We start from the raw sequence: 19,808 nt of genomic DNA, 5'->3' as shown, positions 1-19,808 counted from the left end.
GCAGGCCCGAACCCCACGTGGGATAAGGGTTTCAGCGATGCCTTTCCGCAAATGCTCAATTGACGCGGGTTCCAGCGATGCCCCCTCTGAAACGCCCAAAGGACGCGGGCTTCCGGGCAGCCGTCGTAGACGTTCAATCCGCCGCCGCAGACAGTACAGGGCGTACGACAAGGCCGCGCAACACTATGACGATTTTTAGATATGCGCGGCAAGGCCAGCAAGCCGCCTGCCTGTTCAGGCAGCCTGAAAAAATCCTGCTGACCCACGGGCGCTGCAATCTGGAAAACGGCACGGCAGAACTGGCAGGCATTCCTCTGGTTGCAATGAAGCCCGTGGGTACGGTCGGCGCCAGCCCTCGAGCGGTCTGACCGTACGCAATGCCGCAATTTAAAAGTTAAGTGGGTGCGCAGGCGGGGCGCTATCAGGCGAGCGTGCCGTTCATTTTCCGCCGTTTGGCGGGTGGCTCTGCCGGCGTCCAGTTCGGGAGGTGCAAGCGGGCTGACGCTGTAAATTAAAATATTGACTTCGATCAATCGGACTTTTTCTCAGGACATTGTTTGCTATGCACCCCATAGTCAAGTTTCTTCTCTTTCTGATGACCGCCGGCGTCCTTGCCTTTGTCGGCTTTTGGGGGATGGTGATGATCGTGTTTACCGGCCATCCCGAAGTCGCCGTGCCCTGCCTGGTCATTTTTCTGCTGGCGCTGCTGCTGTGCCTGTTTACGCGCTATAAAAAGCAGACGGGCATCGTCATGTTGCTTTCGGCCGTGATAGGCGGTGGGCATTACGGCTACCATATGTGGCAATACGAGCAGGCGCGCAAAGTGCCGCAAATGACGGCCGGTAACATCGACTTGCGCGTGTATGAACCGTTTTCCCAGAACAACCAACTGGCGAGGCTGGATGCGCCCAGTACCCTGCAAATCCCTGCCGGAGAGCGTCCGCGGCTGGATGGGGCGGTGGCGCTGTATCCGCTTTACGCCGCTTTTGTTCAAGCGGTTTATCCGCCGCCCGGCGCTGGAGATACGCGGGAATACGACCACTGGTCGTCCGACTTCGTGCGCATGACCAATACGCCACAGGCGTATGAGCGTCTAATCGCGGGGGAGACGGACATGATTTTTGTCGCCGCGCCGTCCGACGAACAGGTCAAGGCCGCCAAGGCCGCGGGCAAAACCTTCAAGCTCACGCCGATCGGCAAGGAAGCATTTGTCTTCTTCGTGAATGGGCAGAACCCGGTGAGCAATTTGACGACGGGGCAGGTGGTCGACATTTATTCGGGCCGCCTGAAAAACTGGCGCGAAGTGGGCGGGCCGGATCAGGCCATTCGCGCTTTCCAGCGTAATGAAAATTCCGGCAGCCAGTCCACCATGCAGAAGATTATGGGCAATACGCCCCTGATGACACCGCCGCGCGAAGACCGCCTCGGCAGCATGGGCGGCATCGTCAATGACGTGGCGGATTACCGCAATTACAGCAACGCGCTGGGTTATTCATTCCTGTATTACACGCAAACCATGCTGAAAAACAATCAGATCAAGTTGTTGAACATCAACGGCGTTGCGCCCACGCGCGACAACATCATCAATGGCACGTATCCTTACGCGAAAGCGTTTTACGTAGTGACTACAGGCAACGAGAGTCCGGCCGTGCAGCAGTTCATCGCATGGATAAAATCGCCGCAGGGCAAGATATTGATTAATAGAACGGGTTATGTGGCAATTGAGGAATAACCGTGTTTCAGGCCAATAAAAGCTGCGCATCCGGCTGCGCTCCATGCCCCGTGCCGCCGCGCGGGAAAGGCGCCGGCTGGCATAAGGTTTGGGTGGTTTGGGCGGTTTGGCGGGTTTGGGTGGTTTCGGCAGGTTTCCGGTGTGGGCGCGCCGGCTGGTCTGTCCGCTTCGCAAAGGAAGCGCCATGAAATACTGGTTTGCGACCATCCTCACCTTTGCCGCGCGCGAAGCGAAGGAATTGCTGCGCGACCGCGTGCGTACATTTTTTGCCGTGTTCGGCCCCGTGGTTCTGATGGCCGCCGTCTCGTGGGGCGTGTCATTTGATGTGAACGGACTGAGTTTCGCCGTACTCGATCGTGACCAAAGTGTGGAAAGCCGCCGTCTGCTGGAGCAGTTTCGCGGTTCGGCCTATTTTACCGAACGCCCGCCGCTGGCCGCCGATACCGATGCCGATCACGCGCTGGAGAGCACCGACGCCAAACTGGTGATTGATATTCCGCCCCATTTCGGGCGCGACCTGCTGCGCGGCGGTGCGCCTGAAATCGGCCTGTTCATCGACGGCGCCGAGACTTTCAACGCCAGTAACATTATCGCCTATGCCAACGGCGCCGTAACGGCTTATCTGAAGGAATTTGCCCGTAAAAATGGCTTGCCCCCACTACAGTCGGCCGCCGGTATCGAGCCGCGTTTTATTTACAACCAGGATTTCAAAAGCGTTTTTTCCATTGCGCCTGGCATTTTGATGATGGCGCTGACGCTGTTCCCCGCCATGATGGCGGCGGTGGGCGTGGTGCGCGAGCGTGAACTCGGTTCGATTTCCAATTTCTACGGTTCGCCGGCAGGGAAATTGCAGTTTCTGTTTGGCAAGCAGTTGCCGTATGTGGTGGCCAGCATGGCCAGCTTTGTTGCGCTGTATCTGATGATCGTGCTGTGGTTCGGCGTGTCGCTGAAAGGCTCGGCGGCAGCGCTGGTGCTGGGAACGTTGCTGTTCGTCTGCACGACCACTGCGATGGGGCTACTGGTGTCGTGCTTTATGCGTTCGCAGGTGGCAGCGATTTTTCTGACCGCCATCGTCACGTCCGCGCCGGCCATAAGTTTTTCGGGCTTTATAACTCCGGTGACGTCTTTGCAGGGCAGCGCTTATGTGGCGGGCAGAATTCTGCCTTATTCGTGGTACAACACTATCACCGTCGGCACCTTCACCAAGGGGTTGAGGTTTGCCGAACTTGCGCAGGAACTGGTTGTGTTGGCGGGGTTTTACGTACTGTTTTTCACACTGGCGTGCATCTGTCTGAAAAAACAGGAGGCATAGCTTTCAGGCGAAGCGGATGTACGGTTTGCAATCTGCATGCAGGCGGTCATGCAATCGACGGTCACGAAAATTTCTCAGGACATCACCATGGCAATAGCCTCAAAACCGATTGATTCAGGGGGTGCGTATGCGTTGGAAACGCAGCCTTCGCGATTGGACAGGGAAGGTCACCCAGCCGGCAAAAATTGCGCGTGGATGCAGATGAAATCCGGCATTGGCAAGGTTGCGCCCGGGGACGTGTCATTGCCCGCCATCTTTGCCATCTGAACCGAGCCAGGAAGCACCCGAAAAGCAGCCAAAATCCAGCCAAGACAGAGCCTATGAAAACCTTTCTGACGAATCTGCACGCATTGATTCGCAAAGAATATCGCAGCCTGTTTGCCGACCTGACCATGGTTATCCTGATTGCCTATATGTTTACCGGCATGGTGGCGTCGCAGACGAAAGCCAGCTCGGAGCTGCGGAATGTCGCCGTGGCCGTGGTGGATTACGACCGTTCCATACTGTCCTACCGTATCCGCGATGCCATCGGCGCACCGTATTTCCTGATGCCTGAAGAGACGACGCCACAGCAGGCGGAAATTGGCATGGATAAGGGCAACTATGTGTTTACGCTGGAATTTCCCCCCAATTTCCAGCGCGATGTCCAGCTGGGGCGACGGCCGAAAGTGCTGCTGCAGGTGGATGCGACGCGGATGTCGCAGGCAGGCATCGGCACAGGCTACATCAGCCAGATGTTCGAGCGTGAAATCCGCAATTTCATCGGCGTGCAGCCGCCATTACCCGTTACCCCCGTCGTGCGGATGCGCTACAACGCCAATGCCGATAACGCCTACCAGATTCCTACCGGCGCGATCAACGGCGCGATTATGCTGCTCCTGATGTTGTTGGTCGGCTCGGCGGTTATCCGCGAACGCGAACGCGGGACAATGGAACATCTGCTGGTGATGCCCGTATCGGCGGCCGAAATCATGCTGGCCAAAATCATCTCCAACGGCGTGGTGATCTTGCTTGCATCGACCCTGTCGCTGTATTTCATCGCGCATCTGGCTCTTGGAATGCCGATCAACGGCTCAATCGCCCTGTTTGTGGCGGGGACGGTGGTGTATCTTTTTTCCGTAGCGTCAATGGCGATCATGCTTGCCACGTTTACGCCGACCATGCCGCAGTTCAGCCTGCTGGTATTGCCGCTGTATCTGACGATGATCATGTTCTCCGGCATGCACACTTCGCGCAACAATATGCCGCAGACGGCGCAGTGGATCAGTGAGTACTGGCCGAGCACGCAGTTTTATCAGTTCAGTCAAAGTGTCGTCGCCCGTGGCGGCGGCGTGGAGATCGTGTGGCACAATCTGGTGATCATGGCAATTACCGGCGCGCTGTTTCTTGGACTGGCTTTGGTGCGGTTCCGAAAGATGCTGGAGAAACAGGGCTAAAGGCATGCCAGAGCGCCGAAAGCCCAGATTAGCCGCGAAGAAATTGCCATTGATTCCCCATGCGGCGATGTTTTGCCTGCCCTTTTCTTGATTCAGCGGCAGGCGAGGCGCTGGGTGGTGAGTTGAGTCATATCGCCCACTCCGTCAGTCGCCTTGCCGTACCGGTACGGCCATTGTCCGGCAACTGTGGATAGGGCTGCGGATGCAACAAACGGCTGGCCGGATGTGCCGGAAACTTTTCAGGAAAACAGAAAAAGGCAGGATGACCTGAAGGACTTCATGAGATTCCACGCTTTTGGGGCTTTTGAGATATTTGGCGCCAGATGGTGCAAGCCGTCTGCGGGTGAATAGGAAAGGCGGACGATGAATTTTGATGCCTTGCTGACGATGTTGGCCTGTACTGCCGACCCGGCGCGCGCCGCGCCCATGCGGGCTTACATGAAAAACCGCTTCGACTTTCTCGGCATTGCCAAGCCGCAATTGATGCGGGTGTGCAAGCCGTTTTTCAAAGGCGCGGCCCAGGCCGATGTGGATTGGCGCTTTGTGCAGCAATGCTGGGCAGACCCGCACCGCGAGCTGCAATACTGCGCGCTTGAATACCTGCGCGCCGTGCAATCCAAGCTGACGCCGCAAGACATTCCCCGGCTGCAACAACTGATCACCACCAAATCGTGGTGGGACACGGCGGATTTTCTCGACCGCATCGTCGGCGGCATCGCCTTGCGCCATCCCGAAGTGAATGCGGTGTTGCTGGTCTGGAGCCAGAGCGAAAACATCTGGCTGCGGCGCGTCGCCATCGACCACCAGCTGTTGCGTAAAGAAAAGACCGATACCGCGCTGCTGGAGCAAATTCTGCGCAACAACCTGGGGCAGAGCGAATTTTTCATCAACAAGGCTATCGGCTGGGCGCTGCGCGATTACAGCAAAACCCACCCCGACTGGGTGCGCCGCTTCATCGCAGACTACCGGCAAGGCATGAGCCGGCTGAGTCTCCGCGAGGCGCAAAAATACCTGTGATGGGAGCCTATCAATGCGGTTGCTGTTGTGCCTTGTACCGGTTTTCGTACGAAAATCCGCACATATCCGCAAATGCAAGTGCGCTGCGCGATCAACGTTGACCTGAATATATTGTCTCGGAAAAAACCATGAACCTGCATCCCTACCGTTTATTGCCGCTTGCCCTTGCATTACTTGCTGCCTGCCAGAATACGGTGATTTCGAGACCAAGTAGCGTTGCTTTGCCGGCGGCGTTTGACCATGCCCAAAACGCCCGGAACAGTGCCGACATCGCGCAGTGGTGGCAGCAGTGGCGCGATCCGGTGCTGGATGCGCTGATCGAACGTGGCTTGCAGCAGAACTACGACATTGCCATTGCCCGCAGTCGTCTGGAAGAAGCGCGCGCTGTGGCCCGTCTTGCACAGGCCGATCTGGGGCCGAAAGTGGGTGCGTCGGCAACATTCATGCGTATGGATGCGCGCATCGACAATCCGCTGAACGATCGTGCACGTGATGGGCTGGGGCGCTATCCACAAGCGGCGGCACTCAATCGAGATCACTTCACCCTGGAGGGTTCCAGTCTCAGCGGTGGTTTGAACGCCGCGTGGGAGCCTGACATCTTTGGTCAAAAGCGCAGTGATGCCGATGCCGCCCGCTACGCTGCGCTCGGTGCGCAGGAACAGGCCTATGGCGCGCAGCTTCTCGTCGCCGGCGATATTGCGACGCACTACCTGCAGGCGCGTGCCGCCCAATCTCGCCAACGTGCCGCCGAGCGCAGTATTGCCGTCCTGAAGCGCCTGACCGACTATGTGCAGAGCCGCTTTCAGGCGGGGCATCTGAGTGCCTACGAGATTGAACAGGCGCGCGCCCAGCTCTCTGCCGCACAGGCGCGCGAAAGTACACTGACGGCGGAATACGCCGCCCATGTTCGCGCCATTGCCGTTTTGACGGGGCACGTTCCGCAGACATTCCGGCTGGCCGAAAGTCATAGCGACCTGCTGGATAAGCTTCCGGAGGCGCCGGGCGGACACACGCCGCAGGGCATGGTCGAGCGCCGCCCCGATATTCGCGCCGCCGCCGCGCAGGTTCAGGCATATGCGGCCAGGCTGGCCAGCGCCCGGGCCGATTTGTTACCGCGCTTCTCCATTAATTTTTTGGGGCAGGGCATGATCGGCATCGACGGCGAGCGCAGCCTGAGTGGCTGGAGTAGTCTGCTTTCGGTCGGTCTCCAGGTCCCGCTGCTGACCAATGGCCGTATCCAGGCCAACATTGACGCCGCCGATGCACGGCTGAAAACGGCGTTGCTGCAATATGACCGAACGTTGCTGCAAGCCCTGGCCGAGGTCGATACGGCCTATCACAACCAGAATGCCCTGGTGCGGCAGAATGCGTTGCTGGTGCAGGCGCATCGTCAGACGGACAAGCAGGCGGCGGACGCGGAAAAACTTTTCCGATACGGCGGCAAAACGCTGGACAATGTTTTGACTGCGCGCCTTCACGAAATTCAGGCGCAAGAAAACCTGATTGCCGCACAATTGGCGCGCGCTCAGACACTGGTTGGACTTTACAAAGCACTTGGCGGCGGCTGGCAAGGCGTTGTAGGTGAATAGGCGGATGCAAGCGTAAGGAGTGAGGGCAAGGAAGCCGGTGAAGACGGCGGTTCGACATGCCTCGGTGGTATCTTTCGGCCGGGAGCAGGAGGCGTTGATAAATATCAACATGCCTTCTACGGAGGGCCTGCCTTGCCGCATTCGGCGTACTTTCCGTACTTTCCGTTCGCCCGCTCTGCCGCTCCATCCTGCCATCTTTTTATGAACACCTGATTTTCAGGACGGATGCCGGTATCGGCCAATGCCGTAGCCGTTTTTTTAATTTGACAATGCTTTTCATGAAATGAAGTCACGCCGGAATGGCGGGTTAGGCCGCTTGAAAAAACAATGCCTCGCGCTTTGGATTTTTCTCCTTTCGGCGTGTTCCGTCGTGCAGTTCCGCCCGGTGGAAACGATCGATCAGGTGTGCGTCGGCGAGGGCTATCGCTTGCAGCAGGCGATGGATCTCGCCAGGGAAAAGGAAAATTTCATCGTGATGATGATTTCCGGCGGCGGTACGCGGGCAGCGGCTTTTGGCTATGGGATTCTGGAAGCGCTGGATAGCCAGCCGATTTACCTGCACGGGCGGCGCAGCACGTGGCTGGATCATATCGATGTGGTGTACGGCGTCTCAGGAGGGGCAGTGCTGGCGGCGTATCTTGCCCTGCACGGCAGGGATACGATCCCCGACTTCGAGAATCGCTTCCTGAAACAGAACTTCCAGCGCCAAATCAGCCGGCAGATACTTTCGTTCGCCAATATGCCGCGCCTCCGTTCGCCGGAATTCGGGCGCGGCGATTTATTGCAGGAACAGTTCGAAAACACCCTGTTTGGCAAGGCGACGTTCGGTGATCTGGCGCAACGCCGCCGCGGTCCGTTTGCCGTCATTAGCGCGACGGATATGACGGCGGGGCGACGCATCGATTTTACGCAGGAGTATTTCGATGTTCTGTGCCTGAACCTGTCCACTTTCGGGATCGCCCGTGCGGTCGCCGCTTCCAGTGCCGTTCCTCTCGTTTTTGCGCCGGTGACGCTCAACAACAATGGTGGCAATTGCGGCTATACGCTGCCGGAGCCGATGCGCGATGCGCTGATCGGCCAGGAAGCGCATGCGCTGCAACGGCAAACCCGTCGGGAATACCTGGCGTATATCGGGCACTACGCAAAGAGCAGCGAGCGCCCGTATCTGCACCTGCTCGATGGCGGGCTGACTGATAATCTCGGTTTACGGCATTTGCTTGAACTGAATGAAATTTACGCGCCTTCCACGCTCAACAACCGGCTGCTCGGCGGGAAGATTCGGCGCATCATCGTGATCGCCATCAACGCACAGAATCAGATCAATAGTGACATTGACCAGAGCGCGGTCGTGCCGGGGTTTGCCGATGTACTCAATGCCGCCATCAATATTCCCATCGACCAGAATTCCCAGGAGTCGCTGCGGCGTTTTCGCCGCATAATCGACGAAATCAATGCGTCGGCGTACAACAGGAATGGCGACAAGGTGAACGCGTACTTCGTCAGCCTGAATCTGCATGATTTACCCGATTCGCCGTTGCGCCGCGAATTGCTGAACATCCCTACCAGCTTCTATCTGCCGCATGAAGACATCAATTTGTTGAAGTCCGCCGCCCCCATACTGCTCAGGCAATCGGCCGAGTATCAACGCCTGCTGGCCGATCTGATGTCAGCCCCCGATGCAGCGCAGGAATAACGGGCGGCGGTGAGTCGCATCGTTGACGGACGTGAACTTGTGCCTTGCCGCAGATTGTCTATTTCGCCCGTTTTCAGGGCTGTCTGTGTCGGTACGCGGGTATGGTTTTTCGGTGACCGGATGCGCTGGGCCGCGTGGCGGTTACAATCGGTAGCCGGAATTTACGCGGGCAGGCGCGCGCGCCTGTTCACGATCCAAATGGCGTGCCGGGTGACTCGCCGAGAACGGCATGCCGGATGATCGACAGTGCGGTGCGCAGATCTTCAATAGCGATTTGACCCGGCGCCGAGCAGCCCTGACCGATGGCAAAGGTGGCTGACGAACCGTAGATCCAGCCCGCAATACGCGAAAGTGCGCCGAGGCCGCCCATGGCGATGCTGATCAACGGCAGATCGTGCTTCTCACGAGCGCGGCGAGTGGCCGCCAATAGTTCGAGCACGTCACGGTCGTTGTGCGGCATGACCGCTACCTTGGCTACGTCGGCGCCCAGGCGTACGGCAGCGGCAAATTTCTCGTCGAGCGTTGATGCATCGGGCGTCATCTGAAAGTTGTGGTACGACAAGATCATGCCGATGCCGTTGGCGCGCGAGACCTTGCGCAGCGCTTCGATGTCGGCGGGGGCGCTGGAGAGTTCATAGTCGATCAGCTCAATGCATTTGGCCTGGCAGGCGGCGGTGTACATGGCCATGACGGCTGCCTCGTCGATCGCTAGCGATTGGCCGCCTTCGGCGACGCTGCGGCGAGTCAGCAGTACGGGAATGGATGCGGCCTGACGAATCGCCAGAGCCGTGTCGATGACGGCCTGGTGATCGCCGATCGCTTCAAAAAAGTCGATCCGCCATTCGAGCAGATTGGGTTTTTTGGGGGCGATTGCGGCGACTTCTTCGAAAATCATGGCGCGCGTCCTGCCGACCAGCGGCGTGATGATGGCGGGCATGGCGTCCCCGCCCAATGGGCGTCCGCCGATCAAAATCGGTATGCTGGCTTTCATGGCAACGCTTCCTTAAGTGTTTGGCGGAATGATAAGCGATGAAAGATGGCGGTGTCGCCGGGCCGTCAAGCATGCACTGTACGCCTCACGCAATTAGGGCCCCTGATGTTGCCCTGATCCGCCTGCCAGAGACGCCTGGAGAGTGATTCCATGCGCCTGTTCCGGAGGACTCCGGTTTTGTGCACGGATTTCCTCCGAATGATGGCGACGATGGCATGATGATTACGGCTATGCGAGAATCCACGGAACTTTTGTGTCATTGCACTCTCTGTCGTAATCATTGAGCGCTTATCTTGAGTCAGAGAGTTTTCAGCGTATGTGTATGTATTTCCATGAGTGATCTGTTCGGTTACTGGATCGTTCGCCACAAGAATGAGGTGCTGGCGGTCGGCGGCAAGGGCGCTGCCGGTATTTTTCCGGCAGCAGCAGCGGCGGACTGGGGGTGTCCGGCGGGGGTGCTGCGTATTGGTCAATGGCAGGGGGAACCGTGCTATGCCGTCGATCTGGACGTGCTGCCATCTGATGCGCCCGGTAGTTTGACGCCAGTGCGTGCGCTATATGGTCTGGGCGGTATGGAAGCTTTTGCCCTGGCCGGTCGTGCGACGCAGTTGCTGGACTGGCGGCACAACCATCATTTTTGCGGTCGTTGTGCCACGCCGACACGCATGAAAACCACCGAATTTGCGATGGAATGTCCGGCCTGCGGGCTGCTCGCGTATCCACGTATTTCTCCGGCCATCATGGTGCTGATATCGCGCGGCGACGAATTGCTGCTGGCGCGCAGCCCGCATTTCAAACCGGGCGTTTTCAGTGCGCTGGCCGGTTTCGTCGAAGCAGGCGAGACGCTGGAAGCCTGCGCCGTCCGCGAGGTGCGCGAGGAAGTCAATATTGAAATTACCAATTTACGGTACTTCAGCAGCCAGCCCTGGCCGTTCCCGGATTCGCTGATGCTGGCATTCTTCGCCGATTACGCGGGCGGCACGATTTCGCCCGATCCGGCGGAAATCGAAGCCGCCGGCTGGTTTCGTCGGGACGCTCTGCCGCCGCTGCCCGATCCAGTCAGTATTGCCCGCCGGCTGATCGACGCAGCGTGCCTTCAGGGGTGAAGCCCTGGGTGCGCACAGAGCGTGTACCGTTTCGTACTAAAGGTTTCGTAATGAAAGAAAAGGATGAAAATTGAAAATGAAGACTTTATACAGGCAGTTGGCGCTGGCAGTAGCGCTGGGCGTATCAGCCATGACGGCGCAGGCTGAAGTTGTCGAAATCGACGCCGCCGAACTGGCGCGTCTGACGGCCAAAGGCATCCCGCTGATTGATATTCGTACCGAAAGCGAATGGAAAAGCAGCGGCGTGATTGCCGGTAGCCGGCTGCTGACTTTCTTCGATGAGCATGGTCGGGCGGATCCGGCGCAATGGCTGGCCGCAGCACGCCCAATTGCCGGGCCGGAACAGCCGCTGATTCTGATCTGCCGCAGCGGTAAACGTACACGTGTGGCTGCGCAGTTTCTGTCCGAGCAGGCCGGTTACAAAAAGGTCTATCATGTCAGCGGTGGTATCGGCGGCTGGGTGGGCGCAGGTCGACCTCTGACGCCTTATCGTCGGTGAGATTGACTTCGTCGAAGATATACGGCAAATGGCGGGGAACATTGCGGCGAAGAAGGGGAACGAAAAAAGGAATACGGCTGGGTAGATAGAAACGCTGAATGTTTTCAGAAAATGAGCGTATGAATGTGTTAGATTACGCAGCATCCGTATTACATTGAATTTACGGGATTTTTAAATTTAATTTTGCCAATGATGAATGAACTTGATGCGCTTGAAGACAAAGTAGCCCAGATCGTGGACTTGTGTCATAGCCTGCGCGCTAAAAATGCCGAATTGCAGCAACGACTTGCCGCAGCCGAGGCGATGCGTGCGGCGCTGATCAGCCGCATGGATGCGGCGCGCATGCAGATCGAACAGCTTGCCGCACAGCTGCCCGATCTTTCCGATAATGAAGAATCTGTCTGATTTCCGACCATGACCAACGAAGCCAATTATCTCGATATCGTCCTGCTCGGCAAGGAATACCGCGTGGCCTGTCCACCCGAAGAGCGCGATGCTTTGAGCGCTGCGGCCGCCCATGTGAGCGCGACAATGGATGAAATTACCGAGCAAACGCGCAGCAACAGTCCGGAACGCGTCGCCGTCATGGCCGCGCTCAATATTGCGCACGAGCTGTTGATGCAGCGCTCGGCAACATCGACGCCAGATGATTTTTCGCAAACAATGCTGGACTTTGCGCAGGCAAAGCGTAGAATCCAAGCCATGGAGGCGCAGATTGACACGGTGCTGCCGCCGCAGGAAGACCTGTTCTAATCTGCCTGTCTCCTCAGGGTGTTCCCTGCGGTGTTCGTCAAGGCCATATATTCCTTGAACCAATGCTGATAGGCATTGGCTGCTGACTTTAGAAACCGCTGTTGTGCCCGCCCCTTGCCGGGTGAGCCTGATGCGGAAAGGAGGCAGCCTCCTCTGAACCTCGGTTCAGGATGCCGGCCTAACGGCACTCGCGGGGAACCATGTATAGGGTGGTCGGTGTAGCGCGGAGCTTGTCTCCGCGCTGTTTTTTTGTCGAAATTGTTGTTCGATTGCTGTTCGTCTTCCTCGTATTTCCTGTGTTATGGAAGCTTTTTTCGTTTCACTACTGGCGGTTGGTTTGGCCGAAGTCGGCGATAAGACGCAAGGGCTGACTGCCCTGTTGGCGGCCAGATATCGCAGGCCCGCCGTCCTGTGCCTGGCGCTTGCCGCAGCTACGCTGATCAATAATGCGCTCGCTGGCGCGCTCTCTGAACTGCTGCGCTTGCTCGTGCGTGCCGACGCCTTGCCCTGGACATTGTGCATCGGTCTGATCGGCCTGGCGGCCTGGTCACTGAACGCCGAACATTGCAAGGAAAAATCGGGAGAGCAGGGTGTCGCAAATATTTTTTCCGCAGCCTTTACCGACTTTTTTCTGAGCGGATTATGGGGGAAGGCACAAATTGCGGCGTGCGTGCTGGCGCTGAACAGTCAGGCGCCGGTCATGAGCGTGGCCGGCGCGACGCTGGGCGTGCTGCTGGCCTGTCTGCCCGCTGCACTGGCTGACGATCGCCTGCTCAAGCGCCTGCCGGTCAATACGGCACACTGGGGCGCAGCGGTGATTTATGCCGTGCTGGCCTATATTGCCGTCACCAAGGGCGGGATCGCCCTCTGGTTCCTGTCCGGGAAACACGTGAGCTGAAGGCGCCCTGATCGCGGCTTCCTTTACCAAAATACGGCGTTGCTGTGTTGGCTTCGCCTGACCGTACTCAATGTTACTGTCTGCGGCTCACCGCCTTGTCTTTGGCAAAGTCGAGGCATAGCGATTCCCTTTGCCAAAATACGGCGTTGCTGTGTTGACTGGGCCTTGCCGTACTGAATGGTCTGCCTGCGGCTTACCGCCTTGTCTTTTGGCAACGTCGCGCCGCTATATCTTGGGCGTCTCAAATATGGGTGCCCTGAACCCCGCGTAGATAGGGCGTTTCCGGGCAGGCGCCTCTGGAACCCTTATAAATAAAGGGCTGGCGGGCAGGGTGCCCGGAGACGCCCTGTTTACAAGGGCTTCAGAGCATCTGCTTTGGAAAATACCCTAAATACGCGGGTCTCAGGGCGTCCCGGCCTTGCCGGCAGGCTGCAGAATTATTGCGCCAGCGGAGTGAGCGTCGTGATGAATTCTTCCGCTTTCTGGAAGCCGATGATGCGCGGCGTGGTGATTTCCCGCCCATTTCTGTCGAAAAAAATGATGCCCGGCGGGCCGTAGAGATTAAAGCGTTTTAGCAGCGCCTTATCGTCGGCGGTATTGGCGCTGACATCGGCGCGCAGCAGCAGCCAACCCGCCAGTGCCTGCTGAACCTGCGGTTGAGCGAAGGTCTTGCGTTCCATTTCCTTGCAGGCGGTGCACCAGTCGGCGTAAAAATCGAGGAGAACGGGTTTGCCGGATCCACGTGCGTACGCTTCGACTTCGGCAACGGTGCGCGCGGGCGTAAAGGGCAGGTCCGCCGTCTCGTAAGTGGGCCTGCCGGAGAGCACGGCGAACAGTTCAGCGGCGCTCTTGCCGCCGGAGAGCGCGCTGACCAGCAACAGGGTGCCCGCCAGCAACAGCATGAGGCCGATAAATTTGCCGGCGCGCTGCGCGCCGCGGGCGCCTGTCTGCGGCAAACGCCGGTGTATGCCGAAGAGTAACGCGGGCGCAATGAGCAGAAGCCCCCAGCCGGCGGTCGCCAGCTGGGGCGGGAGAAAAGGGGAAATCAGCCAGTGGGCGGTGCCGAGCAGAATGAAGCCAAAGATTTTTTTGACCGTTTCCATCCACGGCCCCGCCTTGGGCAACAGCGCGCCGGCGGAGGCGCCGATGAGCAGCAGCGGTACGCCCATCCCCAGCCCCATGGCGAACAGCGCCGCGCCGCCGAGCGGGGCATTGCCGGTTTGGCCGATATAGAGCAACGCGCCCGCCAGCGCCGGGCCGACACAGGGACTGGCCAGCAATGCCGACAGCGCTCCCATGAGCGCCAGGCTGGGTAAGGAACCGCCGCGGATGCGCGCGCTGCCCGCCGCCAGCCGGTCGCGCAGACCCGCAGGAAGCTGGAGTTCGTAAAACCCGAACATCGACAGCGAAAGCGCCACGAAAATCAGTGCAAATGCTCCGATCGCCCACGGATTCTGGAAAGCCGTCGACAGCAGCGTTCCCGTTAAACCCGCGGCAACGCCGGCGGCTGCGTAGGCCGCCGCCATGCCGAAGATGTAGGCAGTTGCCAGCGCCAGACCGCGGCGCTGCGAAACGGGCGCGGTCTGGCTGCCCGAGCGGACGATCATCGAGGAAAGAATCGGGAACATGGGCCAGACGCAGGGCGTCAGCGATAAGGCCAGGCCGAAGCCGAAAAAGCTGGCGATGATCAGCCAGAGGCTGGCCTCGCTGAACAGACGCCCGATGCGGGAAGTTTCATCGTCCCCCGTGTTTTCCTGCACGGCGCCATTGGCCAGGGGGCTGTCGGCGGCGACATCCATGGCCGGCGGGAGCTTTGTCGCTTGCGCGATCTGTGCAATGGCCGGGGGGGGATTTGATGCGGTCGTTGCGGCCATGTCGGAGTCCGGCAGACTGACGGACAAACGGTGCGCCTGTGGCGGATAGCAAATGCCGCCTTCTGCGCAGCCCTGCGAGGTCATGAGAAGCGTCAGGGGCAGTGTGCCGGAACGGTTACGGTTGATCGGCAGGCGGAGGCTGAGCTGTTCGTAATACACCTCGACGTCACCAAAATTCTCGTCATGTTTCTGTTTGCCTCTGGGCAGCGCGGGTGCGCCGGCGGGCAGCAACAGCGCGGGCTCGGCGGAAAAGCGGAATTTGTCGCGGTAAAGGTAATAGCCGGGCGCGATGTCGAAATTGACTTCGACCGTCTGGCTGTCGAGCGCGCGGACGCTGGCGCGGAAGGCCTCTTCCGGCGGCAAAAACTCTTCTGCGGCCGCCGGCAAAGAAAAAGACACGAGCAAAAAAGCCAATAGCGGGGCCAAAGCGGTGAGTCGCGGTGGGGTAAAACGAAAAATGTGGCGGATGAATCGGTCAATCATGGGTGGAACGGTGGTTTAACGGGGTGGTTTTTAGGAGGGGGATGAGGTTTCGGCCGCCAGCCAGGCCAGATAATCCGGCAGTCCGTGCGTGATCGGCAGGGCGATGATTTCCGGCGTTTCGTAAGGGTGCCGGGTGCGGATAGCCGCTTCCAGCGCCGGGTAGCGCGCGCTGTCGGTCTTGATGAGCAGCGGTATCTCCGTGGCGCGTTCGATGTTTCCCTGCCAGCGGTATACCGAATGGCACGGCGCGAGCCGGTTGACACAGGCGGCCAGCCGCGCTTCGACCAGCGCTGTGGCCAATGCTTCGGCACTGGCCTCGTCGGGCAGGTTGGTGAGTACGAGCAGGGCGCGCGGGGTGTGTTCAGTGGTTTGCATGGCGCAATTTTATAGGCAAGTCAGCGCAAACTCTGGCGGCCGGTTGACGTGTTGCTGTAACAAAACGGTTCAACCGTAGATCGCCGTAACAAAAATTAACGCATACAGCATCCGAAAACGGTCAGCACGGCCAGTTGCGCCGGACGATGTCGCGGATCGTTTGCAGGCGGCCATGAAAAAAATGGTCGGCGCCGGGAATGACGACCACGGGCAGGTTCTGCGGCTCTGCCCAGGCAAGCACGTTGGCCAGCGGCACAGTGTCATCGAGCGCGCCATGGATGATGAGGCTGTGACTGCCGACAGGGCTGGCTGTGTATTCGCGGTCGCCGGCAATGTGGCCGGTCGCCGGCGCAACGAGGACGATGCGTTCAACCGTCTGCCCGGTTTCCGCCAGCGCCGCCGCGACGCGGGTGATGACATAGCCGCCGAAAGAAAAGCCGGCCAGAACAAGAGGTGGGTGGGGGATTTTTTCGGGTAGCGCTGCGCCGAGCAGGGTATCGCCGAATTGCGCTTGAGCCTGGGCGATCAGCGCCAGCATGTCGTCGGTTTCTCCTTGCCCGTGCGTGTGCGTGCCCGCGCTGGCGCCGACGCCGCGGAAGTTCGGGCGCAGGGTGAGGTAGCCGAGCGCAGTCAGCGTTTTTGCCAGCGTATGAACGACCTTGTTGGTATTGGCGCCGCCGAATAGCGGGTGCGGATGGCAAACGAGCGCCAGCCCGCGGGGATAAAGCGGTGTGTCAACCCGCGTTTCGATGGCGCCGGCTGGGCCGGAAAAAATCAAGGCGTCTTCATGTATCGTCATGGTCGTTCGCGCGTGGCGTGGGTATTGAAAGCGTTGGTTCAGACAGCGCCACGATAAATTAATTCGGCGTCATCGACAAAAAAGTGCTGCCAGGCGTCATGGTTAACATGGCCGCAGCCGGGATGAAGGATTTCCTGCCGCGCGCCTTTCGCTACCAGGCAGGGCTGAAGCCCGTGTAAACAGGGCATCTCCGGGCAAGTGTCCGGAAACCCTTTATCCACGCGGGGCTCAGGGTATCTGTCCGAAGGTTTTTTATCTACGGTTTATGTTTTTTGATGCCCTGAGGCCCTTGTATTTAAGGGGCTTCAGGGCGTTTTATGTTTTCTGCCCTGTTTGCGCAGGGGCAGGCAATCTTTTTTGCGGCTAATTCAAATGCCGCGGTCGCCGGAGGAAAGTCAGGCAAGGCAGGGCGAGAAATGGCCAAAGACTGGCGATCAGCCGCGTCAGCCCATTGAAGTTGAGAAAGTGCCCTTGTTGCCAGGCGGCCATCGCGGCCTGTGAATACGGGTTCGGCGGCGCCAGATTGATCAGAACCGCGCCGGTCATGAGAAACAGTGCGGCCAGCGCTTGCTGCCAGCGCGGCGGGAGCAGCGGCAGAAGCGAGAGCAGTGCGCCGCCAATCATTGTACCGAGCGCCGCGCCGGGCGTAAGCCAGACGATGGCCTGTGCCGGTTCGACGAGGATGGCGGTGGCCAGCGCACGGACGATCATGGCCAGCGCAAAAAATGCGATAAGCGGCCCAAGGACGCGGTGTTGCGGCGCGAGCAGGAAACGGACGATCAGGCCGATAGCCGTCATATTGCAGGCGATGATGGCGGTTTCAATGGCAAAAAAGGCGGAAGGGCCGTAATCGACGGGGCTGGGAATATCGAGCAGGCCGCGCAGGTTGCCAGCGCCGAAGAGCAGGGTTTCCGGTGAAAGCTGGGCAAACAGCCAGAACCCGATGAGTACCAGAATGATGTCCGCGTCGTGAATTGGCGCCAGCCATCGCTGGCAGCGCCGGATAAAGGTCAATAACCGCGCGCCGCCAACGACGGCGAGCAACGCGCCGAGCGCCGCACCCGCCGAGTTGCAGAGCAGGTCGAGGCTGGAAGGAACGCGCGTGGGCAGCCAGGTCTGCACCGATTCCATACAAAAGCTAAGCGCCGTGCCGATACAGGCGGCAAGCAGGGCGGCCGGCAATGGTGGCATGCGCTTTTCACTGCCGGAACGGAGCGCCAGTGCCAGCAGCAGACCGAGCGGCAGATAAGCAAGCAGGTTGGCGGCGATATCGAAGAGCGTCCAGTAGCGCGGCCAGCAGGCTTCGAGGAACGAAAACGGCGTCAGGTTGCCGTCGCGCCAGCCGGAAAATGGATGCAGACTGGCATAGACGATGAGTGCCGCGTACGCGAGCGCCAGATAGCGAATCAGGCGCAGGGGCGAGACGCTGCGCCTGTCGGCGTCTGCCGGAGCCGACATGTCAGGGCGCCGCCAGCGGGGCGACCCGGCCGAACTTCTGGGGGAGCAGCGAACCGGCCAGCATGCCGAGAATGGACAGGGCAAAGCCGATCAGTTGCGGCGGCACGGGAAAAGCCTCGCCGAACGCGAGTTCAAGACTGATCCAGCTGGCAACGCCGCCAAAAATGGCAAACAGGGCGCCCTGCGCTGTGGCGCGTTGCCAGTAGGCGCCGAAGAAAAGGGGTACGAAGGCGCCGGCAAGCGTAATTTTGTAGGCGCTTTCGACCATTTCAAAGATCGAGGCGTCACTGACCAGGGCGAAGCCGAGGACGAGGCATGTGAAGCCGACGATGGTGATGCGCATCAGGCGCAGGAAAGCCCGGTCGCTGATGCCGGGAAAAAAGCCGCGAATGACGTTTTCGGAAAAAGCAACCGAAGGGGCCAGCAGGGTGGCCGAGGAGCAGCTCATGATTGCCGCCAGCACGGCGCCAAAAAAAATCGCCTGGGCAAAAACCGGCGTGTGTTGCAGAACCAGCGTCGGCAGTACACGCTGCGGATCGTTTTCCAGCAATGCGTTGAAAAATGCCGGGTCGATCAGCGTGGCGGAATAGGCAATGAACATCGGAACGAAGGTAAAGGCAAAATAAGCGATGCCGCCGAGCAGCGAGCCGTAAATGGCGATTTTGGCGCTTTTCGCCGAGGTGACTCGCTGAAAGACATCCTGCTGGGGAATCGAGCCGAGCATCATGGTGATCCAGACCCCCAGGAAGTTGAGCCATGGCATAAGGCCGCCCTTCGGAAAGAAATCAAGTTTACCGGCCGCTGCCGCGTGGCTGACAACCGCTTCGACGCCACCGGTCATGCCGGAAATGGTATGCGCAATGAATAGCATCCCGCCCATGACGACGCCCATCTGCACAAAATCAAGAATGGCAACGGAGAACATGCCGCCGAAGGTGGTGTAGGTCAGCACGATGGCCGCGCCCAGAATCATGCCGCCTGTCTGCGAAATGGCGTCGTTGGTGACGACACTGAATACGAGGCCAAGCGCCTTGATCTGCGCCGAAACCCAGCCCAGGTAAGAAACAACGATACACAGCGTTGTCAGAACCTCGACGGTGCGGTTATAGCGTATGCGGAAAAAATCGCCAAGCGTGAGGACATTGATTTTGTATAAGCGCGAACCGTAGAACAGGCCGGCGATGATGAGGCACAGGCTGGCGCCGAACGGATCAGCCACGACACCACCCAGGCCTTCTTTAACAAAAGTGGCGGAAACACCGAAGACGGCTTCTGCACCGAACCAGGTGGCAAACACGGTCGCCATGACAACCGGCAGCGGCAGGCTACGGCCGGCGACAGCAAAATCCTTGGTGCTATGGACCCGTGTTGCGGCAAACAGGCCGATGCCGACGGACACGATGAGGTAAGCGACGACAAACCAGATCAGCATGGGCGTTCGTTGAGCGGTGTTGATTCAATGTGTTGAGAAGAAACAAGGGAACGGCAGGCCGGTGAGAAGCAGCGCATTATATGATTGTTGGCAGCGTTGTTGACAACCATTCTGTGCTGCGACTCCCGGTGTTGATGGTTACATCAGATGATGCTGAAAGGCGTTGGCCGTGGCTTTGGCAGATTCCCGCCACGGCGCGGCAGTGAGCGAAGCGCAAAGCATTTGGCGGGGCGAACAGGCACGAAAAAAAGCGTGCTGCCAGATGACGGGCGACGGCGGGTGGTTTATTTGACAAGGCGGGATACAACCAGTAGCATCCGCCCATCTTTAAATCAGCCCGAGCGTTTCGGGCGTGTGTATT

19 protein-coding genes and 1 other RNA gene are annotated in these 19,808 nt (G+C 59.0%); 14 read left to right on the top strand and 6 right to left on the bottom strand.

Translation table 11 applies throughout. The features are described 5' to 3' along the window. Positions 1 to 185: 185 nt before the first annotated feature. The 8 genes from ABCS64_RS08840 (at position 186) to ABCS64_RS08805 (ending at position 8,779) form a co-directional block, all read left to right on the top strand. Positions 186 to 368, top strand: a complete 183-nt coding sequence (locus tag ABCS64_RS08840; protein ID WP_418891480.1) for a hypothetical protein — start codon at positions 186 to 188, stop codon at positions 366 to 368. Positions 369 to 562: 194 nt separating this feature from the next. Further along, positions 563 to 1,732 carry a PstS family phosphate ABC transporter substrate-binding protein gene (locus ABCS64_RS08835; protein WP_418891479.1) on the top strand — a complete coding sequence of 390 codons (1,170 nt, stop codon included), beginning with the start codon at positions 563 to 565 and terminating at the stop codon, positions 1,730 to 1,732. Between the two features lie 184 nt (positions 1,733 to 1,916). Further along, the gene (locus tag ABCS64_RS08830; RefSeq protein ID WP_418891478.1) at positions 1,917 to 3,044 is read left to right on the top strand and encodes an ABC transporter permease; all 1,128 of its coding nucleotides are present in this window, start codon (positions 1,917 to 1,919) and stop codon (positions 3,042 to 3,044) included. 48 nt (positions 3,045 to 3,092) lie between these two features. After that, entirely contained in the window at positions 3,093 to 3,311 is a 219-nt protein-coding gene (locus ABCS64_RS08825) for a hypothetical protein (RefSeq protein ID WP_418891477.1), read from the top strand. A gap of 53 nt (positions 3,312 to 3,364) precedes the next feature. Beyond that, positions 3,365 to 4,480, top strand: a complete 1,116-nt coding sequence (locus tag ABCS64_RS08820) for an ABC transporter permease (protein ID WP_418891476.1) — start codon at positions 3,365 to 3,367, stop codon at positions 4,478 to 4,480. A 363-nt stretch (positions 4,481 to 4,843) separates the two neighbouring features. Further along, positions 4,844 to 5,497: a DNA alkylation repair protein gene (locus tag ABCS64_RS08815; protein WP_418891475.1), complete on the top strand. Its 654-nt coding sequence runs from the start codon at positions 4,844 to 4,846 to the stop codon at positions 5,495 to 5,497. Between the two features lie 128 nt (positions 5,498 to 5,625). Further along, positions 5,626 to 7,086 (top strand): efflux transporter outer membrane subunit, encoded by a 1,461-nt coding sequence (locus tag ABCS64_RS08810; protein WP_418891474.1) that lies wholly within the window; start codon positions 5,626 to 5,628, stop codon positions 7,084 to 7,086. Between the two features lie 316 nt (positions 7,087 to 7,402). Beyond that, positions 7,403 to 8,779 carry a patatin-like phospholipase family protein gene (locus ABCS64_RS08805; RefSeq protein ID WP_418891473.1) on the top strand — a complete coding sequence of 459 codons (1,377 nt, stop codon included), beginning with the start codon at positions 7,403 to 7,405 and terminating at the stop codon, positions 8,777 to 8,779. Between the two features lie 187 nt (positions 8,780 to 8,966). Here the strand turns inward: ABCS64_RS08805 and aroD are convergent, their stop codons facing one another. Further along, the gene (aroD, locus tag ABCS64_RS08800; protein ID WP_418891472.1) at positions 8,967 to 9,770 is read right to left on the bottom strand and encodes a type I 3-dehydroquinate dehydratase; all 804 of its coding nucleotides are present in this window, start codon (positions 9,768 to 9,770) and stop codon (positions 8,967 to 8,969) included. Positions 9,771 to 10,102: 332 nt separating this feature from the next. On the opposite strand from aroD, the gene nudC reads away from it, so the two are divergent. From nudC to ABCS64_RS08770, 6 genes are all read left to right on the top strand, one after another. Next, on the top strand, positions 10,103 to 10,876 hold the full coding sequence (gene nudC / locus ABCS64_RS08795) for an NAD(+) diphosphatase (protein WP_418891471.1): 774 nt from the start codon (positions 10,103 to 10,105) through the stop codon (positions 10,874 to 10,876). A 76-nt stretch (positions 10,877 to 10,952) separates the two neighbouring features. Next, positions 10,953 to 11,375, top strand: a complete 423-nt coding sequence (locus tag ABCS64_RS08790) for a rhodanese-like domain-containing protein (RefSeq protein ID WP_418891470.1) — start codon at positions 10,953 to 10,955, stop codon at positions 11,373 to 11,375. Between the two features lie 189 nt (positions 11,376 to 11,564). Continuing rightward, positions 11,565 to 11,780: a hypothetical protein gene (locus ABCS64_RS08785; RefSeq protein WP_418891469.1), complete on the top strand. Its 216-nt coding sequence runs from the start codon at positions 11,565 to 11,567 to the stop codon at positions 11,778 to 11,780. Positions 11,781 to 11,789: 9 nt separating this feature from the next. Beyond that, positions 11,790 to 12,128 (top strand): cell division protein ZapA, encoded by a 339-nt coding sequence (locus ABCS64_RS08780; protein WP_418891468.1) that lies wholly within the window; start codon positions 11,790 to 11,792, stop codon positions 12,126 to 12,128. 19 nt (positions 12,129 to 12,147) lie between these two features. Further along, positions 12,148 to 12,329: non-coding RNA, 6S RNA (gene ssrS / locus ABCS64_RS08775), on the top strand. A 100-nt stretch (positions 12,330 to 12,429) separates the two neighbouring features. Further along, entirely contained in the window at positions 12,430 to 13,026 is a 597-nt protein-coding gene (locus tag ABCS64_RS08770) for a TMEM165/GDT1 family protein (RefSeq protein ID WP_418891467.1), read from the top strand. A 437-nt stretch (positions 13,027 to 13,463) separates the two neighbouring features. Here ABCS64_RS08770 and dsbD read toward each other — a convergent pair whose 3' ends face one another. From dsbD to ABCS64_RS08745, 5 genes are all read right to left on the bottom strand, one after another. Continuing rightward, entirely contained in the window at positions 13,464 to 15,383 is a 1,920-nt protein-coding gene (gene dsbD / locus ABCS64_RS08765; protein ID WP_418891466.1) for a protein-disulfide reductase DsbD, read from the bottom strand. Between the two features lie 30 nt (positions 15,384 to 15,413). After that, positions 15,414 to 15,758 carry a divalent-cation tolerance protein CutA gene (gene cutA / locus ABCS64_RS08760; protein WP_418891465.1) on the bottom strand — a complete coding sequence of 115 codons (345 nt, stop codon included), beginning with the start codon at positions 15,756 to 15,758 and terminating at the stop codon, positions 15,414 to 15,416. Between the two features lie 121 nt (positions 15,759 to 15,879). Then, positions 15,880 to 16,557: an alpha/beta hydrolase gene (locus ABCS64_RS08755; protein ID WP_418891464.1), complete on the bottom strand. Its 678-nt coding sequence runs from the start codon at positions 16,555 to 16,557 to the stop codon at positions 15,880 to 15,882. Positions 16,558 to 16,920: 363 nt separating this feature from the next. Beyond that, positions 16,921 to 18,015, bottom strand: a complete 1,095-nt coding sequence (locus ABCS64_RS08750; RefSeq protein ID WP_418891463.1) for a VanZ family protein — start codon at positions 18,013 to 18,015, stop codon at positions 16,921 to 16,923. A gap of 1 nt (position 18,016) precedes the next feature. Beyond that, positions 18,017 to 19,447 (bottom strand): high affinity choline transporter 1, encoded by a 1,431-nt coding sequence (locus tag ABCS64_RS08745; protein WP_418891462.1) that lies wholly within the window; start codon positions 19,445 to 19,447, stop codon positions 18,017 to 18,019. Positions 19,448 to 19,808 lie beyond the last annotated feature (361 nt).

This window comes from Dentiradicibacter hellwigii (assembly GCF_041770905.1).
GTDB classification, from domain to species: domain Bacteria; phylum Pseudomonadota; class Gammaproteobacteria; order Burkholderiales; family Rhodocyclaceae; genus Propionivibrio; species Propionivibrio hellwigii.
This window is presented reverse-complemented; position numbering and strand designations above follow the sequence as displayed.

Excerpts from the sequence above, each read along its gene's own strand:
- ABCS64_RS08770 (WP_418891467.1), top strand. The coding sequence starts at position 12,430 with ATGGAAGCTTTTTTCGTTTCACTACTGGCGGTTGGTTTGGCCGAAGTC.
- ABCS64_RS08745 (WP_418891462.1), bottom strand. The coding sequence starts at position 19,447 with ATGCTGATCTGGTTTGTCGTCGCTTACCTCATCGTGTCCGTCGGCATC.
- dsbD (WP_418891466.1), bottom strand. The coding sequence starts at position 15,383 with ATGATTGACCGATTCATCCGCCACATTTTTCGTTTTACCCCACCGCGA.
- ABCS64_RS08750 (WP_418891463.1), bottom strand. The coding sequence starts at position 18,015 with ATGTCGGCTCCGGCAGACGCCGACAGGCGCAGCGTCTCGCCCCTGCGC.
- ABCS64_RS08780 (WP_418891468.1), top strand. The coding sequence starts at position 11,790 with ATGACCAACGAAGCCAATTATCTCGATATCGTCCTGCTCGGCAAGGAA.
- ABCS64_RS08815 (WP_418891475.1), top strand. The coding sequence starts at position 4,844 with ATGAATTTTGATGCCTTGCTGACGATGTTGGCCTGTACTGCCGACCCG.
- ABCS64_RS08755 (WP_418891464.1), bottom strand. The coding sequence starts at position 16,557 with ATGACGATACATGAAGACGCCTTGATTTTTTCCGGCCCAGCCGGCGCC.
- ABCS64_RS08835 (WP_418891479.1), top strand. The coding sequence starts at position 563 with ATGCACCCCATAGTCAAGTTTCTTCTCTTTCTGATGACCGCCGGCGTC.
- ABCS64_RS08830 (WP_418891478.1), top strand. The coding sequence starts at position 1,917 with ATGAAATACTGGTTTGCGACCATCCTCACCTTTGCCGCGCGCGAAGCG.
- cutA (WP_418891465.1), bottom strand. The coding sequence starts at position 15,758 with ATGCAAACCACTGAACACACCCCGCGCGCCCTGCTCGTACTCACCAAC.
- ABCS64_RS08785 (WP_418891469.1), top strand. The coding sequence starts at position 11,565 with ATGATGAATGAACTTGATGCGCTTGAAGACAAAGTAGCCCAGATCGTG.
- aroD (WP_418891472.1), bottom strand. The coding sequence starts at position 9,770 with ATGAAAGCCAGCATACCGATTTTGATCGGCGGACGCCCATTGGGCGGG.
- nudC (WP_418891471.1), top strand. The coding sequence starts at position 10,103 with ATGAGTGATCTGTTCGGTTACTGGATCGTTCGCCACAAGAATGAGGTG.
- ABCS64_RS08810 (WP_418891474.1), top strand. The coding sequence starts at position 5,626 with ATGAACCTGCATCCCTACCGTTTATTGCCGCTTGCCCTTGCATTACTT.
- ABCS64_RS08840 (WP_418891480.1), top strand. The coding sequence starts at position 186 with ATGACGATTTTTAGATATGCGCGGCAAGGCCAGCAAGCCGCCTGCCTG.
- ABCS64_RS08825 (WP_418891477.1), top strand. The coding sequence starts at position 3,093 with ATGCAATCGACGGTCACGAAAATTTCTCAGGACATCACCATGGCAATA.
- ABCS64_RS08820 (WP_418891476.1), top strand. The coding sequence starts at position 3,365 with ATGAAAACCTTTCTGACGAATCTGCACGCATTGATTCGCAAAGAATAT.
- ABCS64_RS08790 (WP_418891470.1), top strand. The coding sequence starts at position 10,953 with ATGAAGACTTTATACAGGCAGTTGGCGCTGGCAGTAGCGCTGGGCGTA.